Raw genomic sequence first — 16,881 nt, 5'->3', positions numbered from 1 at the left:
CCAGGGACTGACTGGGGAAATTGGCAGTTGTTAAACCCGAATAGCGTTCGGTTTGCCATAGGGCACCCCTGCGATGATAAATCGCTCACCAACTCCTCGCAATGGTTGCGACTTTCGCGTGTTTCCAAGAAAGGTGGTGGTGGTGGCGATGATCTCTTGTGCAGGTGCCAGGGAAAGGCATTCGAGGCGGAACCCGCGATGGCCACCCCCGCCCCCTCGGAAGGACCCGTTCGGTGCTTGGTGGGAATGGCCGGCATTGCTTGGGATTCGCCGTGTTTTCCGCGGCGTGGGGCGTTGTTGACGGGGGCCAGATTCGGCCGATGATGCCCGCGGAAACACGCCGCGCGGCGTGTAAAGAAACGCCGACCGGAAGGGATTGCAGCCCGACCGGTCGACTTGTCCGCAACGACAGAGGTTGCAAACCGTGAACGATGATACCCGAAAGCGTCTTTTGAAGCGCCGCTACCGATTCTTTTCTGACCCGTCCCACGCGTGGCTACGCGTCCCGATGGCCGACATTGTGGCGCTTCGGCTTGAAGACTCAATCACGCAATTCAGTTACACGCGTGATTCGATTGTGTACCTGGAAGAGGACAACGACGCGACGTTGTTCCGAATCGCCTACCAAAATGCGACGGGGGAGCTCCCCACAATCACCGAAGCGCCCCCGGCTAACAACGCGTCCCGGATCCGCGGCTATGCCGCATGGAATCGGCGCAACGTGCTATTGAACGTCGAACTACGCAAACAACGCGACAAGCAAACCGACGCGCTCCCCGTGTTTGAAACGCGTTTGGCCAAGATTCAAGAGGGATCGGGACGCTATGAAACGCCGATCACATCAACCCGCATCGCATGCGATACCCTGCCGGCATTGCTGCGCGACTACTTCGCGGACCGTTGCGATTGCGAGGAATTCGCGATTGTCACTCTCGACACGAAACACCGGCCGACCGGATTGGTACGCGTGACGCGTGGCACTCTTGACGCGTCGTTGGTGCACCCGCGGGAAGTGTTCCGCGCGGCCATCGCTGCGAGCGCTTCGGCCATCATCCTGGTTCACAATCACCCCTCCGGCGATACCACGCCTAGCCGGGAAGATCGGGCCGTGACGGACCGATTGACAGAATGCGGCAAAATGTTGGGTATCAACGTTCTCGATCATATTGTGATCGGTGGCGCAAACGCAACCAGCATTCGGGAGGCGGCCTAATGTTGTTACGCACCAATGCCAAGCTTGAAAAGCTAGCCGGTTTGCCCTACTTGTCGGCCGGTTTGACACTCGCGCCGCACAATCTGTCCGGGCACAACGTTTGCGCCGGATCGTCGAACGGTTGCGCCGCGTCGTGTGTCCTCTGGTTTGCCGGGTTGCGTGTTTCGTCGACGTCGCGTCATGCGGCGCTGCGCGACACGCAATGGTTGTTCGGCCATCGCCGATCGTTCATCGACCAATTGAACCGCGATATCGTCAATCTAGTGCGATTGGCGGAGCGTAAACGCGTGAAGCCGGCGGTCCGGTTGAACGTCGCGAGTGATCTAGAATGGTTTGACCTAGTCGAACGATGGCCGACCGTGCAATTCTACGATTACACGAAAATACGCTCGCGCTTCCGCGATTACTTGGCGGGGGAGCTCCCCGCGAACTACGCGTTGACGTTTAGCCGGCATGAAAAGCACCACCCCGCCACCATCGCAAGCTTCTTGCGCCGCGGCGGGAATGTGGCCCAAGTGTTCGACGTCGATTATCATCCGCAATCCGGACGGATCGGAAACCTACCCGAATCGGTCCGCATTCACGGCCGACAATGGCCGGTGATCGATGGGGACAAACACGATATCCGAATTCCGTCAATCGACGGGCGCGGCGTGGTCGTTGGTTTGCGGTTGAAAGGAACGAACGCGGCCAAGTCGCGCGCCCGCGTCAACGGTTTCGCATTCAAGGGAGAACAATGAAAGATCTACTGCAACGCGTTTCGGTATTCTTGCGTCACATCATCGACGCGCCCGAAACGATGCCGGAAACGCGTGAAGTAGCTGAAGAGCTCGAGCGCGACGTAGACGACGCAATCAACGGTAACTACCGGGAGGGCGACGACGAAGAGGAATAACGGCTAGCCGCGGCTAGCTTCAAACCATAGGGGAGACCCCTGCGCAGGGGTGTGTAAAGGTTTCCGATCGTTCATCGATCGGACCGATACGCACCCCGCGTTGCGTTAACGGGGGAGCGTATCGGCTACGCTCCCCCGTTTTTCTATGCGCGCCCGATGCATCCGCCCCATCTATCGCCGCGGCCGTTAGCGGCCGATTCTCGCGATTCTGCGCGAGCGTTCCCCACACTGCGCGGACCGCCACCGATACGCGCGGCAAACCAGTGGGATAGGCTTCCAGCCTGTCGACTCCGCCGATGACAGGCTGGAAGCCTATCCCACATCGATCGACGTGGACAATTCGCGGGCATCATCAACGATTCGCGGGAATTTTGAAAAACTTTCCCGCGAATCTTGCGGGGAAAATCCGCGCGCAATCAGCCCGGAAATCCGCCCCCTATCAGGGGTGCGGTGTAGCACGATTTCAGACCGCGTGTTTTCGCGTACCTTTTGGTGCGAATCGCAGACAGGCGAATGCACAGGGCTTCATCGCATCAAGATTCCATATTTTTTTGCTCGGAGGCAAAACTGAATCGGCGCGAGTGAATGACGAAAAGCATCATCGTGGAAAGAGGGGTATCGCTTTTGACTCGAGCATACGTGTTGGTGTCCAGGCTTCAGCCGCCCATTGTCGCTGCATCGCAGCGACCCGGAATCGCCTCAAGGCTAAACACCAACACTCACCCGGTCGCGAATGAACGTGGTCTTCGCCTCCGGACAGACCACGGCAATGCCACGGGCGACGTTTGCGATTCGCTTGGCTTGGACGGTGCAAGACTCGATAAAAATGTCGAGTCCCAACTCGCGGCAACGCTGCGCCTTCCACTGACCCAAGTCCACCATCGAACGTTCCTTCTGCGTCCGCCATGGCCCCATCACCAAGCGGCGATACTTGATTCGCCGTTCGGCAAGCCACTGTTCGGTCAACTCACGGTACTTTTCCAGCCGCGCCGTGATGATGCACGGCAATTCGGCAACACCTGGATGCCGGATACACGGCATCTCGGTCATCCGCCTGCGGTATCGCAATCCATCGTCATCCTCTTCCGGCGTGAAATCGGGACAGAGCACCCCGTCGAAATCCGTGCCGATCGGAATCGTGGTCATCAAGTACGGATTACCAAGCAAATTCCATTCGAACCAGTGGGCCAATTCCAGCGTGCGGTGATGCATATCAATCCCGCCGAGCGCTCGCGTCGTGGAATAGATCGCTCCAAACACCGTATTCGGCCGGTCGCCCAACCACTGCTTCGCTTCGTTGATCGACCTCCCACTCGCAGAAGAGTCCTCCATCACCAACAGCTTGCCGGCTTTCAGTTCGACGTTCCGCAGTCGCAATCCGGTCGCCAATCGATGCAGTCCCGATTCTTCGAGGCTGTACAGCGGCAGACCCAACCGAACGGCCAGCTCGCTGGCGACCATCATCCCCGACCGCGGCACGCCGGCGATCGCGTCGAATTGCATCACCGATAGGCGTGACGCAAAGCCCGCGATGTCTCGCCGCAATTCTTCGTACGTGATCCATGGACCGTAGAAGTGATGGTCGGTCACCCAGTCAGGATCAAACCGCGGATTGGCGTGATCGTGGCAGCCCTCGCCGTCGGCGATCAGTGACATCGACTTGCAGAGTGACCCCCGGAAAAGCCCGCAACCGCTCTTGCCGTCAGATGTCGTGTAGTGCTCACACTTCACGCATGCGGCGATCGCTCTCGTGGCGCGACTGATCCGTGGTGATGCGTTTGCGGCGACCTGGTGCCTGGAGTTGCCGTCGACCCGGATGGGTTGCCCGCAACAAGAAAATTTGGTTGCCACATCCGCTGCGAATGTCCGACCGCAACCGACACACTTTCGCGAAGTCATACCGTCCAGGTTCCTCCCACAGTCCCGTAGTAGCCAAGAATTTCGTCAGGCGTCTTGGTCTCGATCGTGCACGAGGTGCGTATTTGGAAATCCATTTCATCGGGAGGGTCGACTGGGACGCCGTCATCGTTTGCATCGTACGACAGCGTCCCGGAAACACTCAGGGTAAACCCGTTTTGCAAGTCATTGCACGCGATGTCAGCCGACGCGGAGCCGTCGGACACGATGTTGAGATTGCAGTTGTTGCCGACCCCACACGAAAACTGGTTGATGTGGGTGAACTGCGTGGAAAAGCTCGCGGTGTAATGCGGTTTTGGGTACGGCTGGGAGAACGTCGGGGTCGGCCACGTCAGAGCGAGCTGTGCCGCATAGGTGAACCCCGCATCGTAGACAGCAAGGTCGATGGTCTTGTAGGAATAAGACCCGCCGCCCTCGTCGACCCATCTGACAAAGCTTCCGCCTTGTCCGCACGGGTTTGAAAATTGATGGGTCTGCAAGGTTTCCGTCGGGTCGGGCGCGTCAGGGAACGGCCATGAAGGCGGCCCCGTCAGCACCGTTCCGGATGCCCATGCGATCGGACTTGGAACCATGCAATCAGAAAAGATCCATCCCCACGGGTCCCATCCTGTCGAAGTGATGTCTGCGACGTAGTAATCGCGGTTGTACCCCGGATCGTCTTGGTACAGATGATTCTGCGTCATCTGCTTGACCATGAAGTACGGGCACTCGAGAGATGGCTCCGTCCAGCAAAGACGCTCAAACGACGGGACGTAGTCGTCGGTCACGGTCACCGTTGACTCGCTGATCGTAAATCCTCCGATCGTCGCGTCGGTCCAGACCACCGAAAACGAATCTGGCGCATCGCTTGATCGGTCAACGGTCAGGATTGAGTGCGCATTGGATTCCGCTCCGAACACTGTTCCGACCTGATAGTTTCCATATCCGAGTAGATACGCATGCGTGGGAGTGACACGCAATCGAAACAAGAACAGATCGTCAGACGGCAAGTGCCGCTCAAACTGCCCGATTGAATCCGTGTGGCCGTCAACCGTGATCGTCTGGGCATCGGTGTCGATCACCAACTCAACCGAATCGATCGTGAACGTCGCTTGTCCCCGCATGTAGAACCGAATCTCCCACGCCTCCTTCCCCGTGACAAAGAACGCCGGGTTGACTTCGCCATCCACGTTGAACGTCTGAATCTGCTCATTCGGCGTGACCCAAAACATGCCGGCATCCGTGATCGTGCCACCGACTCCGGTCGACCACTTGCCGATCGTGTCATAGGAATTCGCCGCGCACTCCGCTTCCTGGCAACAGTTGCCGCTCAATCGGTCAGCCATCGTTCATCCTCAGCACAGTAAGACCAGAACGATGCCCAGACCATCGGCACCCAGCATCATCACGATCCGATCGGTGGGCTGGATGTCCACGTTGATCGCGTTTCGCGTTCGGATCACATCTCCGGCACTTTGCTTTCCGTACTGCCACTGAACCACACCCGCACTGACATTCGATTCGGTGTATTCGAGCGGGACCGCGCTGAAGAAATGAAACTTGTCTTCACCAGCCGGACCGACCGCTTCTTCAAACGCCGCCGCCCCGCTCGTCGCGATCGCTTCGAATGGAAATCCCGGCCGTGGTCCGCTCATTGGTTCACCTCCGGAACGGGGACACGTGCGATCAGACTCGTGATGTCCAGATCGTTGTCGATCGCGGTGATGTCCATCACATATGGAGGCGGCGAATCCGACTCGACCACCGGTGTCGAAATCCGCACTTCGCTAATCACCGCATCGACCGCCGTGCCGTTGATCGACGCGATCAAAGATCCCGTTTCGATATTCAGCGCCCGGCCGGTGCGGATCCGCGCCGTCGTGCGGGGCGTCAAGAATCGCTCCGCCGCCAGCGTTCCGAGTGCCATCAGCATGTCAAACGGATCCCGCAGCGTCCCGCCGTCACTCGTTTCCAGCGCTCCTTGATAGTCGTAGCCGACAACCGTGCCGGCAGCGATCTCGACGTGCTGCAGACCCGGATGGTCCAGCACGATGTACCGCTTGCGCACGAAGTCCGCCGACACGGTGGCCGGGAAACGGACTTCCGGTCGGCGATCGCCCACCATTGCCGCGGTGATGATCATCGTCTCGCTATCCAGTTCGCCCCAGATTTTCGGGTTCGTCTTTTCGGGGTCGGCATCATTCCCGGTGAACGATGGTCGATGAGCGTGTTGCGGCGCACCGTCGACTTCAATGCGAAACCCTGGCCCGCGATCGAAGTACGAAACCACTCTCAAATCGTACTCCAGCGCGTTGGGATGCTTTACAGGACTCAAACCGAACTCGGTAAACACCGTTTGCAGCCGGCGGTATTTGTTCGGCTGCCCCGGTTCCTCGATGAAGACCAGGATCGGCATCGTCCGCCGGCCACGTTGCTCGTCAACCGTCGCAATGTCGCCGGAATAGTCGATGCCCTTGAACAGCGGCAATCGCTGCATGAATTGGACATTCCCCAGATACGGGATGTAGTCGTCGTCGCCCGGATCCGCTTTCCAGAACAGCGGTTCGCCGTTGACCTGGCCATCCCAGTCATCGCGGATCGGAAACGTCCGATAGATGTCGCTGTATTTGGGCTGATCCCGAAAGAACTGATTCCATTCCCGCTGCTGGGCCAGCGTCCCGGCCGACCACCAAGTCTCTCCGGAGTACGCCGACACGTACTCCGACAATTCCGTCGGCGTCCAGCCGGCCACCCAATCATCCGACCAATAGAACGTCCCCACGGCGACCTCACGCGGACCGCGGACGATCACCTGGTCGACCATGTCGGAGTCGTCTTCGTCGATCGTCGCGTCTGACAAACGGTCTTCGTCCAGCGTCCACGTCTGGATGTCATGGTTCGCCGACAGATTGGTCACACCCGGCAACGTGATCGGCGATGCAGCCCGAGTGAAAAACTCGATGTTGATCGCGTTGATTGTCGGAACGTTGGTGATCGGATCCGCGCCGGGGAACGTCACTTCCGGCATCACTCGCCAGCCCAACATCCGATCCGACGGCGTCAACTCGGTCAGACAATCGTGAACCGATCGATCGTCCGTCTCCAGCTTCGGGTGGTCCCAATCCGGCAATCGATCCAAACCGACGATCGTCCAGGGAATCGATCCGGGAATGAAGTTTGACGTCGGCAGATGGAACGTCATCAAGTGCTGGGCGATGTCTTGACTGGACCACCACTCGCGAGCCTCGACACCCGGATTCTCAAACGCATAAACCGTCGGCGTCGGATCCGTATCCAGCACCTTCACCTTGGCGGAACTGCGATCGCCCTTGGTGTCCCGGTTGAACGTCGCGCCCATGTCGTTGCGAATCCACTTTTCAGAATCCACCGGGTCGACGTGGACGGTCGAGGTGATCGTCGCGTATTGCAACGCACGATCAAATCCAAAGCAGGGGATCCGCTGAATGCCGCTGACGTCGTCTTCGTCCAGCGTCACCGGATAGTCCGCATACCCCAGCCACGACAACCATTGACCCGGCCCGATCGGCTGCAGAATCAAGACGTAGTAGCCCCGCGTGGTGACTTTCGGCACGGACGCCGCGGCCGTCGCGCCCGGCACGTAGACCGTGTTCCCATACCGCCACTGCAGCGACGCAGCACTCACCTCCGGTGCGATCGTCCAGACCACTTCTTCGACAATGGCGTTTGGCTGATAGACGAACGGGTCCGACCAGACGGATTTCGTGAAAACCAGCAGGGCGGCGTTCTCGGGGTTGCCGAGTCCGTTCAGGTTGATGGTTGGCATCAGATGACCGGGTTCTCAATCGCGTACATCGTCCACTGACTGACCATCCGCAGCGCCGGCGTGAAGGAACCATAGGTCGTCCCGCGGTATCCATAGAACCCCGGAATCACTTTCCAGTCGACCATCCGGGCCTGGGTGACAACAAACTTGTGACCGCCCGGTGCCGACCAGTTGATGTCCGCACCGTTGACCCGTTCGACGATCGAAACCGTCGTGCCGATCTTCGTCACGATCGTGCTCTTTTCGACCACCAACGCCGTCGCTGCCGCAAACCGGATCAAGGTCAACGTGAAACCGGGAGACCGCTCCTGCGTCTTCTGGATCCCGATCCCTTCGATCGACTGGGACCGAAACGGGATCGCGTCCGGTTCCGGAAGCAGGATGTCGCCGCGTTTGAAATCGAATTCGATCGAGTCGATTTTGATCACGGTGCCCGCCTCCGGTCCGCCGCGCCGGCGGCACGTCGAGTCGCATCGGTCGGCCGGCGTTGATTCGGTTTCGTGTTTTCGGCGGTCTTTCGCGCTTCACCGAGTTGCTCGGCCTGCAACGCTTCGATCCGTTCCAACACCGACGCCAGCCGCAGAAACACCTCCTTGTTCGCTGAAACCACCGACGCGGCATCGCCCTGCAGGAACGAATAGTCGCCCGACTGAATCGCGCCGGCGACACGGCCGGCCCGATCGGACAACGCCGAAATCACGTCCGGTGATTCCGCAAGCGTCGCCGACGACTGCAAGGTTGCGAACGCGGTCTCCATCAGATTCGAGACGCGTCGGGCCCGCGGCGCTTCTGCCGGTGTGATCCCGCCGGCCCGCAGATCCCGCGATCGTTCCGCCAAACGGAAGATCCCGGAAAAGACTTCTTCGGGGCCTTCGCTGCCACTCAATAGCACGCCGTTGCGGACGCCAATCTCCTCGAACGACTGTTTCAAATTCTTCAACAGTCCAGAATTGCGGGTTTCCAGCAGCACGTCGGCCAACTGTTCACGAAACGCACCCTGTTGCGCCCCGATCGCATCGTACGAAAACTGCAACGCTTGCCCCGTCTCGGCTTGCCGCTGCAAATACGCTTGTTCCAGCTGCGGCGTTCCGAACCGAAGTTCTCGCAGCTTGTCGTCCAACAACGCGGTCGAGCCCCGATGACGGCGCAGGTTTTCGTAGGCCGCGATCGCGTCGTCGTAGGCTTGTCCGCCCGTGACAAACTGCTCGGTCGCACTGCGGAACCGCTGCTCCCCGAATTTGTCCTTCAAGAACGCTTCACGCAGAGCGGGATTCTGCTGCAGCACCTTCAATTGATCAAAGAACAATTCCGGCCGTCCGCCCTTGTAGCCCTTGATGCTGGCCGCCGCGATCGTGCCCTCCAATTCCGCGACCTTCTCCTGGTACGCCCGGTCCTTGTCCCCGATCCGATCCCGCAATCCCTGCAACTGGGCGGCATCGTCGTCGGAAAACTCGACACGCCTGACGCGAACCAATTCACGCCCCAGGTCCCGCTTCTGGATCCCCAGCACCCGCCGCGACTCGGCGTCCAGATCACCGGCATCCAACTTGGATTCGATGCCGTCGATTTCTGATTGCAGACGTGCGATCTCGCGATCGTTCTTGGCCTTATCGGCCTCGTTTTGACTCAGCTTGTTGAACGTGTTCCGTTGCACCGCTGTCAGCGGATCCGCTTTCTTCAGCTTCGCCAGTTCCGCCGTCGCCTCGGTCGCGTCCTTCCCCAGGTCCTGGAAGAACGACCGCAACCGAGCCTGGATTTGAATCTGAGCCGTTTGCGAAGCATCGCCCTGGGAGTCGGCACCGGCGCGGGTGACTGCCGTGAACGCCGCCGTCGCTTGCAACGCCGACTCGCTCCGCAACGCATCGGAAACCGAATTGGCCGCCGCAACTTGGACCGGCGGAAGATTCCGAAACAACTTCGACGGATCCACGATGCGGGCATCCGACCCGGCCAGCAGCAGCTGTGACGCAACCTCCTTCACGTTCTGATTCCCGGTCGCACGGATCGAATCGGCCAATGCGGTCGAAGTTTCATCGACGAACTCAGGCGTCAGCGCGGTCAAGTTTGCCGCGACGGGCAAGATCTGTTTGATTTGGTCCACCGATGCGCCGGCCGATCGAGTGTCACCGATCGCCTTGGTCAGGTTGGCCAGATCGGGAAACGCCGCAGCAACCGCCGTGTCGGGAACCAGATTCTGAAGCAAGTCCGTTCGGTCCGACTGGCTGACCGTCGCCAGGTTCTTGAGAGCTTCTTGCTGTGCGGACGCCAGTGTGCGCTGTTCCTCCGCGGCCTTCTTGAGCACATCCTGCTGTTCCTGCATCGCCTGCGTCACGAATTGAACCGCCTCCTGCACCCCGACATACGCCGCCGCGATCGATGCAATCTCGGTCAGGGCGAACGACGAAGCCTGCCTGAACGCGTTGTTGCTCTTCTTCTCGTGATCTTGCAGATGCTTGTGCCACTTCTTCGCCTCCGCCGCCAGCTTCGGATCAATCTGTTCCAGCGGCTTGATCATGTCTTTGAACGTTCTTTCGACGATCTTGCCGGAACTGACCAAGTGCGTTTTGATCTTGTCGGCCACCTGCGTGCTGACGGGGTCGCCGGCACGCAGCGCGTTCAACGCTTGCTCGTACTTCCCTTCGCCGAACTTCGCGGCCTCCGCCATGTCCCGCTTCCAGCGGTTGACCGAGCGTTTCAACTCCGGCCGCAACGCGATGATCTTTTGGGCGATCCCCTCGATGCCTCCCTCGGCCGCCAGTGACGACTCCTTCATGTCAACGCCCAGGACCTTGGCCAGCTCTCTCGCCTGCTTCGTGCCTCCCGCCAACTGCGAAACGAATTGATCCAAACGCGATTTCTCAACGTGTTTCTTGGCCTGCTTCATCGCCCGAGCGATCGCCTTGGCGGAATTCGGATCGATCCGATTCAGCTCGGCGACTAGTTTTTGGGCTTCACCGATCCGGTCCTCGGGAATCTCGGTCGCCTTCTTGATCTCCGCCCCCAGGACCTTGAAGTCGCCGCCGAGTGATTCGAGCTGCGACCGCGTCTTTTCGAACTTGTCGGCGTTATCGGTCTTCGCCCATTCGGCGAGCAGGTTTCTCGCTTGGGCGGCGAGCTTCTGATCGACCGCGTCCAGCTTTTTGACGATGTCATCGACGGACTGTTTGCCGTGTTGGCTCAGTTCACCGAACAGCTTCTTCCCTTGGGGACCGATGCCCCGCAGCTGCTTGAGAATTTTGTCGGTCGTCGCCGCGGTCGCGTTGCCGGCCTTCAGCATCGCGTCGACCATTTCCTTGCCCATTGCGTCGACTTCGACACCGGTCTTCTTCAGACCCGCGCGCAGCTCCTCATCGGCCGCTTGGGCTTTGCGAAACCCGTTCAGCAGCCGTTCCTCGTCCGAGGTGAGTTCGACGATCAGCTGAGCTTTACCCGCCATGATGCTCTACCCAGGCTGCTAATTGGCCGACGGTGGGTCGGTAGTCGCTGGACTGTCCGGCGTTGGTTCTGCGGATCCAGATCCCGTAGCGGTAGTCGGCCGGCCTTGCCGGCCATCCCAGTTTCCCACCGCGTCCCGGTAGCCCTGCCAGTCGATCGCGGCGTGAATCACCCGCAACGCATCCTCCGTCGACAGGCATGAGAGGACTCGGCTGGACAGTTCCAGCAGCGATACCCGGTAGTTGATGCCGATGCAATTGGCGGCGAATCGGATCAATTGGCTGCTGGACAATCCACCATCGTTCCCACCGGCCAGCCGCGTCAGAACCCGTAGCCCGATGTCGAACATTTCCCGGTACTGCGGGACCACCGCACCATCGATCGGATTCCCGTCGTCGTCGATGTCAATGCAAACGGGCAGCGGAGTGTTCCAGACCGCGGGCGTGTTGTCACCCTCCTGCCACATTACCAACTTGGGGACGTTCCACTTGTACCCGCCCGTCGTCTCCACCGTCACGCTGGTGACTTGGTCTTCGCGCGCCAAACCTTCGACCGTCGGTTTTGATTCGAATCCGACCCAGTAGGGCGGCGAATCTTGGCCCAGCTTCGGCGCAGGGATCCACGTTTGCGTTTCCGCATTCATGGCGTGCAACGTCTTGGGGTTGCGGCCCATGATGAATCCACGACGACCATCGGGACCGATGCATCCTTTCGACGTCGGATGGTCAATCGCGTAGCCCAGCCCCAGCCGATCGATGTCCGCCGGCGTGACCTGGTTTGCGTCGCTCGGGATAAAGTACAGAAAAGGCATGTGTCAGAGCGTTGATCAGGATTGATTGTCAGCGGTCGTTTTTTCGTCAGAGCCTGAATCGGGAACGACCGCCGGAGACTCCGACGCCTGAATCTTCCCTAGAGCGTGCGTCAGCACTCCGCGGCCGCGTTTGTTCTTGTACGCATCGAGAATCGCCGTGGCATCCTCTTTCGAAATCGCCGACGCCTGGCGCTTGGATGTCGGGACACCGCATCCCGTCATCGCACGAATCACGAACGGCAGATCGGGTTTCTTCTTGCTCATCATCGGTTCCTAAAAGTGGGATAGGCTTCCAGCCTGTCGATACAGGGGATGACAGGCTGGAAGCCTATCCCACTGGTTTACGCCAGCGTGTGGGCCAGATCCATCACGATCATGTCGTTGGTCGCGTCGTCCAGTCCGTTGACCGTCACCTGCATCGCATGCGGCGCGTGCCCGCTGGCACTGATTTCTTGAATCGTCGCCACGCCGTCGATCGTGAACTCGGCGTGATTCGCTCCGGTTTCAAACGCACCGCTACCGTGCACCTTCTTGCGGAGCACGAACGAGGTGTCGCCATGCGTGGCGTGTTTGCCGACCAGCGGAATCTTGGAATCCCGAAATTTTTCGATGTCGTAGCACGTGATTTGCACCACCGGCTTGCGTTCCGCGATGAACAACGATTTCGCGTTGATGTCACCGTCGGCCGACTGCGGTTGCACCGAAATCCCGAATCCGATCGAGATCGACGTCTTGTCCGTGAACGTTTCGCCACAGATATCCACAGGCCCCAGGTGGTAGCCGTTGACGTCGGTGATCGCCGGAGGCGTAACGGCTGCGCCCGGATACTCGATGTCCGGGGTGATGATCAATGAATCGTTTGTCTCATCCCACAGCGAGAACACTTGGGCGGACAACGATGCACGACTGCCGTGGGACACCGAAAGCGTTTGCGGAATGATCAATCCGTTCGGGATCGTCCAGCTCGTGTGCTTTCCGGCCGGCGAGACGCCCGTCAAATCGATTCCACCACAAGGCAATCGTTTGATTGCCCACATCTTGAATCCCAGGTCGCTCCCGCCGATCAGACACTCGCCCTTGGTGCCGATGACATTCAGCAACGTCTTGATGTCCATCGTGGTGAATGTCGCATCGGGCTGGACATTCCCTACTTCACCGTAGGACGCGTTTTCGCTGCCCGCGGTGACTTCGGTGTTGACCTGCACGCCGGGGCGAATGCTCTGCTGTGAAATCCCACCGATCCAGACGGATTCGCTGGGCAGCGGATCGCCGGCGCGGAGCTCGATGGCGTAGGACGTGTTGCGGGTCATCGGAAGTTCCCTTCGAAGCGGGGCGAGAATCGAGCAATGAAGTAGTGACCGAGTAGGACGGATTCTCGGTCCGGGACGCGGCGGAACTCGTCCGCCATGTCGATGTCAGAATTCGGGTGTCGGAAATTCAGCTTCCGCAGCTGGGGATAGGCGACCTTCACGCCGCCGCGGTTTTGCACTTGGCCGGTCCCCGCCCGCGCCGTGATCCGGGCCGTCGCTGCCAGCCGGCGGGCTTCACCCGTCTTCACCAACGGATACGTGTGACCGAACCGACGAAATTTTTCGCGGAGGTACTTGGGTTTCCGTTTCCCATAGTCCGCTTCCGTCGCGTGTTTGTGCGTGAACCGTTTCGGTCGATGCTGCAGATGGAAATGCCGCCCCGTGTCCTGCCATGCCGGCACCGACGCGGCGACGTAGGCCTGACGCAGTGATCGGCCGACACCTTGCCCGTGAATTTTCACTGCGTTCGGTGGACTGACCATCAGCGCACCTCAAACCGAAGCATGCCCAGCCACCGCGGCCGGTCGGGCTGAGAATCTTGTACTTCGTCCCGCTCGTCGTCCGGTTGCGGCGTCGCACCGCCGTAGGACGGATTCATCAGGCACAAGTGCGACTGTCCGGGGATCGATTCTCCGGTGCCCTGGATCGCCATGCACTCCATCAGGATGTTGCCGAATTGGTCATCGACCCAGGCTTCTTGATCGCTTTCATCGACGATTGTTTCGTCGTCAGGCACATAGATCCCGATCGCGACCATCATCGTCCGGCTTTGGACGTCACTCAGGTTGCCGTCGGTCGTCGAGTCGAATTCAACGCCCTCGCTGTCGATCAGGATCCGCGGGTACTGAAACGGTGGCAGCAGAATCGTGCCGCCGTCATCGGGAAAGTACATCGGGGCGTAGGTTTTGATCTTGGCCAGCGCCGCAGCCGCGTCCGCGACACCCAGCACCGATCGCACCGTCGCACATTCGGCCAACAGCAACCGCATTTGATGCTTGGTCGAGAAAATCCCGGTCGGCGTGTACATCAGCCCCTCCGCCCGACCGAGTGCGAAGCTTGGTGTTCTTTCTGCCGCGTGCACAACACCGATTGAACAGCCGCATCGTGGCCGATGATTCGCTTGACGTTCAATTTGATCGCCTGGTCATTTTCGGTGACGATGACACGGTCCTTGCCAGAAGAACTGATCACCAGCGGAACACAGTTCCCAGCGTCATCGATTCGATGAACGGGAAAATCGATCACCGCCGACGACCGGACCACGCGTCCCTTGTCGGCATTCAGACTGCCCCGGCCATCGCCGCGGACCTGATTCGATCCCTCTTCGTCCGACCAATCCACGATCGCATCCACTTCGAACGCATCCGCCTGGATGCCGCCAGGCCAATACTCCACCGTCTCCGCAAACCCATCGGTATCGAAGAACACCCCATTCGCCTCGGCAATCACATCACGCAAGTTCAAGTTGGTGTCCAGGCTTTAGCCGCATTCGAGTCAACGTTGGTGTCCAGGCTTTAGCCGCTCTCCGGTCTGAGTTCTGGTTCCAAGGCTCCGCCTTGGAACACACTGTCCTGGAGGCTCCGCCTCCCGAGTCAGACGTGGGATAGGCTTCCAGCCTGTCATCCCCTGAATCGACAGGCTGGAAGCCTATCCCACTGCCTACCCAATCACTTCGCCGCAACCCCCAGCGCCGTCCGAATCTGCTTCGCCCTTCCGCCAGCGATGTCGGTCAACTGCGTCAGATCAAACCCATCGGCAACCTTCACCTTCAGTTGCTCCGGATCCATCACCCAGGGATGCTCTTCCGCATTCTTCGCCAGAGCCTCAGCCAATTCGGGTGACAGTCCAGCGCCGAGCAGCTTCGACTTGTCACCAGGATCAACGTCTCCGCCATCGTCCGTCTCCTGAACCGGAGCATCCAACCCGAGAGCAGCATGAACCGCAGCCGCCGAATCAACAGTGAATCCGTCCAGCAACACCAACTCGCCGCCGTCACCGATCCACTGAGTCAAACTTTCGGCCGAAAGCGGACTCGGAAGCGAATCACCGTTCCGCTCGAGCAAATCGACCAGTTCATCCGGCAGTTCGATCGAAACAGCATCAGCATCCTTCCCAGCCTCATCCCCACGAAGATCCATCACACTCGGCGGAGGAGTCTCACTCGCACCAATCGCCCGCCGCGCCCGCGGACTGACCTCCAACTCCTGCTTATGAATCGTGTGAAAAACACCGCGAGTCGTTTCCCAATCGACGATGAAACGTCCGGGACGTTTTTCGTCCGCTTCAATGATCACCAAAGCCCGCCCGATGTCCCGTTTGACCAACTCGGCCTCTTCGCTCGACAGCCCGACCGGCTGGTCGGGATCAAACGTGATGACCTTCTTGACCTTGCCGCGTTTGTCACGCACGGCACGGTGAAAAGGCTGTTTTTTGCCGGGATGACGTGCGACGGTCAGAACGGGTTTTGGCATCAGACGACGACTCGGGTTGATGAACGATTCAGTTTGCGAGAGGGTTGGGTTGCGTTTCAGGGATTCAGGATCAGGTCAATTTGACGCGGTTCGCCAACCACCAGGCCAACACGCCCAAGTTGTAGCGCCCGTTCCCACCGACCTTGACGTCCTTCTCTTCCGGGTCGTCGTAGTTCTTGGTGAACATCGTGATCGCTTGACGATCCTGGAACACGAACGGTTTGATCGATTGTCCCGTCCGATAGACGTCGAACTGGTTGCCGGTGTACTGGACCAGCGGGATGATTTCGGGACGTGTCAGCGTGAACTTGTCGACCGCCGCGCCGGCGGTCCCGGCCGCATTGGTTTCCAAGACCAGCTTGGCCTGGAACGCCTTGTCGAAGATCGGCCACAGGTTCGGCGAGCAGGTGATGACCAGGTCGCTGAAGTCGTGGGCCGTCGGAAACACGAACGGTTCACCGCGGTCGTTCTTGTACGTCAGCATGTTCAGCAGGACCTGCGTGACCGCGTCGAGCAACTCTTCCGTGGTCGGCTTGGCCGGATCCGTCACGTTGATCGTCAACAGGTTCGACTGAACGCCGCTGTCCCCCCAGACGTGATCGGTATCGAAAAAGAACTGACCGTCGAAACATTCGATCGTTTCGGCCGCGGTCATCAACTGGAACAGCACCTTGTCCGGGTGCCGCGCGAACATCTCCACCAAGCCTTCGCCCATCCGGTTGAAGTATCCCGAGTTGCCGTCATCGATCTTCTTCTTCGGCAGCCGGATTCCGTTCGCCCAGTCCTTGTTGCGGATCTGGAACTCGGCGCTGGCGAGTTGATCGAACACCATGTCCCCGAGCCATTCGTAGACTTCGGGGAACGCGCCCAGCCAATCGTAGTCCTCCGAGTCCTGGTTCGACTCGATGACCGTGCACAGCCGCGGGTAGAACCGCTCTGCCCGTTCGAGTCCGACCTGAACCTGATGCCGGACCCGGTTCCCGACCTCGGCGTACAGAGCGTTGTTGTGAATTGTCATCCGCAAAATGTCCTAAAAAAGTGGGAT

The 16,881-nt window shown here is 59.5% G+C and carries 17 protein-coding genes; 3 read left to right on the top strand and 14 right to left on the bottom strand.

Going from position 1 to position 16,881, the window contains the following annotated elements; translation table 11 throughout:
* The first annotated feature begins 424 nt into the window (after positions 1–424).
* Genes Enr13x_RS03415 through Enr13x_RS37660 form a run of 3 tightly spaced genes read left to right on the top strand, consistent with a single transcriptional unit; the run spans position 425 to position 2,108 of the window.
* Complete coding sequence (locus Enr13x_RS03415) at positions 425–1,213, top strand: JAB domain-containing protein (RefSeq protein WP_231744067.1); 789 nt, start codon at positions 425–427, stop codon at positions 1,211–1,213.
* Entirely contained in the window at positions 1,213–1,953 is a 741-nt protein-coding gene (locus Enr13x_RS03410; RefSeq protein WP_145384702.1) for a GP88 family protein, read from the top strand. The genes Enr13x_RS03415 and Enr13x_RS03410 overlap by 1 nt, the downstream gene beginning before the upstream one ends.
* A complete protein-coding gene (locus Enr13x_RS37660; RefSeq protein WP_197455382.1) occupies positions 1,950–2,108 on the top strand; it encodes a hypothetical protein in 159 nt (52 codons plus the stop codon). The genes Enr13x_RS03410 and Enr13x_RS37660 overlap by 4 nt, the downstream gene beginning before the upstream one ends.
* A gap of 705 nt (positions 2,109–2,813) precedes the next feature.
* Here Enr13x_RS37660 and Enr13x_RS03405 read toward each other — a convergent pair.
* From Enr13x_RS03405 to Enr13x_RS03340, 14 genes are all read right to left on the bottom strand, one after another.
* Positions 2,814–3,764: a hypothetical protein gene (locus tag Enr13x_RS03405; protein ID WP_197455751.1), complete on the bottom strand. Its 951-nt coding sequence runs from the start codon at positions 3,762–3,764 to the stop codon at positions 2,814–2,816.
* A gap of 239 nt (positions 3,765–4,003) precedes the next feature.
* Positions 4,004–5,350 carry a hypothetical protein gene (locus Enr13x_RS03400; RefSeq protein ID WP_145384700.1) on the bottom strand — a complete coding sequence of 449 codons (1,347 nt, stop codon included), beginning with the start codon at positions 5,348–5,350 and terminating at the stop codon, positions 4,004–4,006.
* A gap of 9 nt (positions 5,351–5,359) precedes the next feature.
* The gene (locus Enr13x_RS03395; RefSeq protein ID WP_145384699.1) at positions 5,360–5,659 is read right to left on the bottom strand and encodes a hypothetical protein; all 300 of its coding nucleotides are present in this window, start codon (positions 5,657–5,659) and stop codon (positions 5,360–5,362) included.
* Positions 5,656–7,809 carry a hypothetical protein gene (locus Enr13x_RS03390; protein WP_145384698.1) on the bottom strand — a complete coding sequence of 718 codons (2,154 nt, stop codon included), beginning with the start codon at positions 7,807–7,809 and terminating at the stop codon, positions 5,656–5,658. Before Enr13x_RS03390 ends, Enr13x_RS03395 begins: the two co-directional genes overlap by 4 nt.
* Entirely contained in the window at positions 7,809–8,237 is a 429-nt protein-coding gene (locus Enr13x_RS03385; RefSeq protein WP_145384697.1) for a hypothetical protein, read from the bottom strand. The genes Enr13x_RS03390 and Enr13x_RS03385 overlap by 1 nt, the downstream gene beginning before the upstream one ends.
* A complete protein-coding gene (locus tag Enr13x_RS03380) occupies positions 8,234–11,245 on the bottom strand; it encodes a hypothetical protein (protein WP_145384696.1) in 3,012 nt (1,003 codons plus the stop codon). Before Enr13x_RS03380 ends, Enr13x_RS03385 begins: the two co-directional genes overlap by 4 nt.
* Positions 11,246–11,263: 18 nt before the next feature.
* Positions 11,264–12,055 carry a hypothetical protein gene (locus tag Enr13x_RS03375; RefSeq protein WP_145384695.1) on the bottom strand — a complete coding sequence of 264 codons (792 nt, stop codon included), beginning with the start codon at positions 12,053–12,055 and terminating at the stop codon, positions 11,264–11,266.
* A gap of 15 nt (positions 12,056–12,070) precedes the next feature.
* Positions 12,071–12,322: a hypothetical protein gene (locus tag Enr13x_RS03370; protein WP_145384694.1), complete on the bottom strand. Its 252-nt coding sequence runs from the start codon at positions 12,320–12,322 to the stop codon at positions 12,071–12,073.
* A gap of 74 nt (positions 12,323–12,396) precedes the next feature.
* Positions 12,397–13,365 (bottom strand): hypothetical protein, encoded by a 969-nt coding sequence (locus tag Enr13x_RS03365; protein ID WP_145384693.1) that lies wholly within the window; start codon positions 13,363–13,365, stop codon positions 12,397–12,399.
* Positions 13,362–13,847, bottom strand: coding sequence for a hypothetical protein (locus tag Enr13x_RS03360; RefSeq protein WP_145384692.1), 486 nt, complete (start codon positions 13,845–13,847; stop codon positions 13,362–13,364). Before Enr13x_RS03360 ends, Enr13x_RS03365 begins: the two co-directional genes overlap by 4 nt.
* Positions 13,847–14,392 carry a hypothetical protein gene (locus tag Enr13x_RS03355; protein ID WP_145384691.1) on the bottom strand — a complete coding sequence of 182 codons (546 nt, stop codon included), beginning with the start codon at positions 14,390–14,392 and terminating at the stop codon, positions 13,847–13,849. Before Enr13x_RS03355 ends, Enr13x_RS03360 begins: the two co-directional genes overlap by 1 nt.
* Entirely contained in the window at positions 14,392–14,829 is a 438-nt protein-coding gene (locus tag Enr13x_RS03350; RefSeq protein ID WP_145384690.1) for a hypothetical protein, read from the bottom strand. Before Enr13x_RS03350 ends, Enr13x_RS03355 begins: the two co-directional genes overlap by 1 nt.
* A 203-nt stretch (positions 14,830–15,032) precedes the next feature.
* Positions 15,033–15,836, bottom strand: a complete 804-nt coding sequence (locus Enr13x_RS03345) for a hypothetical protein (RefSeq protein WP_145384689.1) — start codon at positions 15,834–15,836, stop codon at positions 15,033–15,035.
* Positions 15,837–15,906: 70 nt separating this feature from the next.
* Positions 15,907–16,854 carry a Mu-like prophage major head subunit gpT family protein gene (locus Enr13x_RS03340; RefSeq protein ID WP_145384688.1) on the bottom strand — a complete coding sequence of 316 codons (948 nt, stop codon included), beginning with the start codon at positions 16,852–16,854 and terminating at the stop codon, positions 15,907–15,909.
* Positions 16,855–16,881: the final 27 nt, after the last annotated feature.

The sequence above is a fragment of the Stieleria neptunia genome (assembly GCF_007754155.1).
Taxonomy (GTDB): domain Bacteria; phylum Planctomycetota; class Planctomycetia; order Pirellulales; family Pirellulaceae; genus Stieleria; species Stieleria neptunia.
This window is presented reverse-complemented; position numbering and strand designations above follow the sequence as displayed.

What these genes read in the sequence shown, in the direction of transcription:
- Enr13x_RS03410 (WP_145384702.1), top strand. Translation starts at nt 1,213, where the DNA reads ATGTTGTTACGCACCAATGCCAAGCTTGAAAAGCTAGCCGGTTTGCCC.
- Enr13x_RS37660 (WP_197455382.1), top strand. Translation starts at nt 1,950, where the DNA reads ATGAAAGATCTACTGCAACGCGTTTCGGTATTCTTGCGTCACATCATC.
- Enr13x_RS03405 (WP_197455751.1), bottom strand. Translation starts at nt 3,764, where the DNA reads ATGTCACTGATCGCCGACGGCGAGGGCTGCCACGATCACGCCAATCCG.
- Enr13x_RS03400 (WP_145384700.1), bottom strand. Translation starts at nt 5,350, where the DNA reads ATGGCTGACCGATTGAGCGGCAACTGTTGCCAGGAAGCGGAGTGCGCG.
- Enr13x_RS03395 (WP_145384699.1), bottom strand. Translation starts at nt 5,659, where the DNA reads ATGAGCGGACCACGGCCGGGATTTCCATTCGAAGCGATCGCGACGAGC.
- Enr13x_RS03390 (WP_145384698.1), bottom strand. Translation starts at nt 7,809, where the DNA reads ATGCCAACCATCAACCTGAACGGACTCGGCAACCCCGAGAACGCCGCC.
- Enr13x_RS03380 (WP_145384696.1), bottom strand. Translation starts at nt 11,245, where the DNA reads ATGGCGGGTAAAGCTCAGCTGATCGTCGAACTCACCTCGGACGAGGAA.
- Enr13x_RS03375 (WP_145384695.1), bottom strand. Translation starts at nt 12,055, where the DNA reads ATGCCTTTTCTGTACTTTATCCCGAGCGACGCAAACCAGGTCACGCCG.
- Enr13x_RS03370 (WP_145384694.1), bottom strand. Translation starts at nt 12,322, where the DNA reads ATGATGAGCAAGAAGAAACCCGATCTGCCGTTCGTGATTCGTGCGATG.
- Enr13x_RS03365 (WP_145384693.1), bottom strand. Translation starts at nt 13,365, where the DNA reads ATGACCCGCAACACGTCCTACGCCATCGAGCTCCGCGCCGGCGATCCG.
- Enr13x_RS03360 (WP_145384692.1), bottom strand. Translation starts at nt 13,847, where the DNA reads ATGGTCAGTCCACCGAACGCAGTGAAAATTCACGGGCAAGGTGTCGGC.
- Enr13x_RS03355 (WP_145384691.1), bottom strand. Translation starts at nt 14,392, where the DNA reads ATGTACACGCCGACCGGGATTTTCTCGACCAAGCATCAAATGCGGTTG.
- Enr13x_RS03345 (WP_145384689.1), bottom strand. Translation starts at nt 15,836, where the DNA reads ATGCCAAAACCCGTTCTGACCGTCGCACGTCATCCCGGCAAAAAACAG.
- Enr13x_RS03340 (WP_145384688.1), bottom strand. Translation starts at nt 16,854, where the DNA reads ATGACAATTCACAACAACGCTCTGTACGCCGAGGTCGGGAACCGGGTC.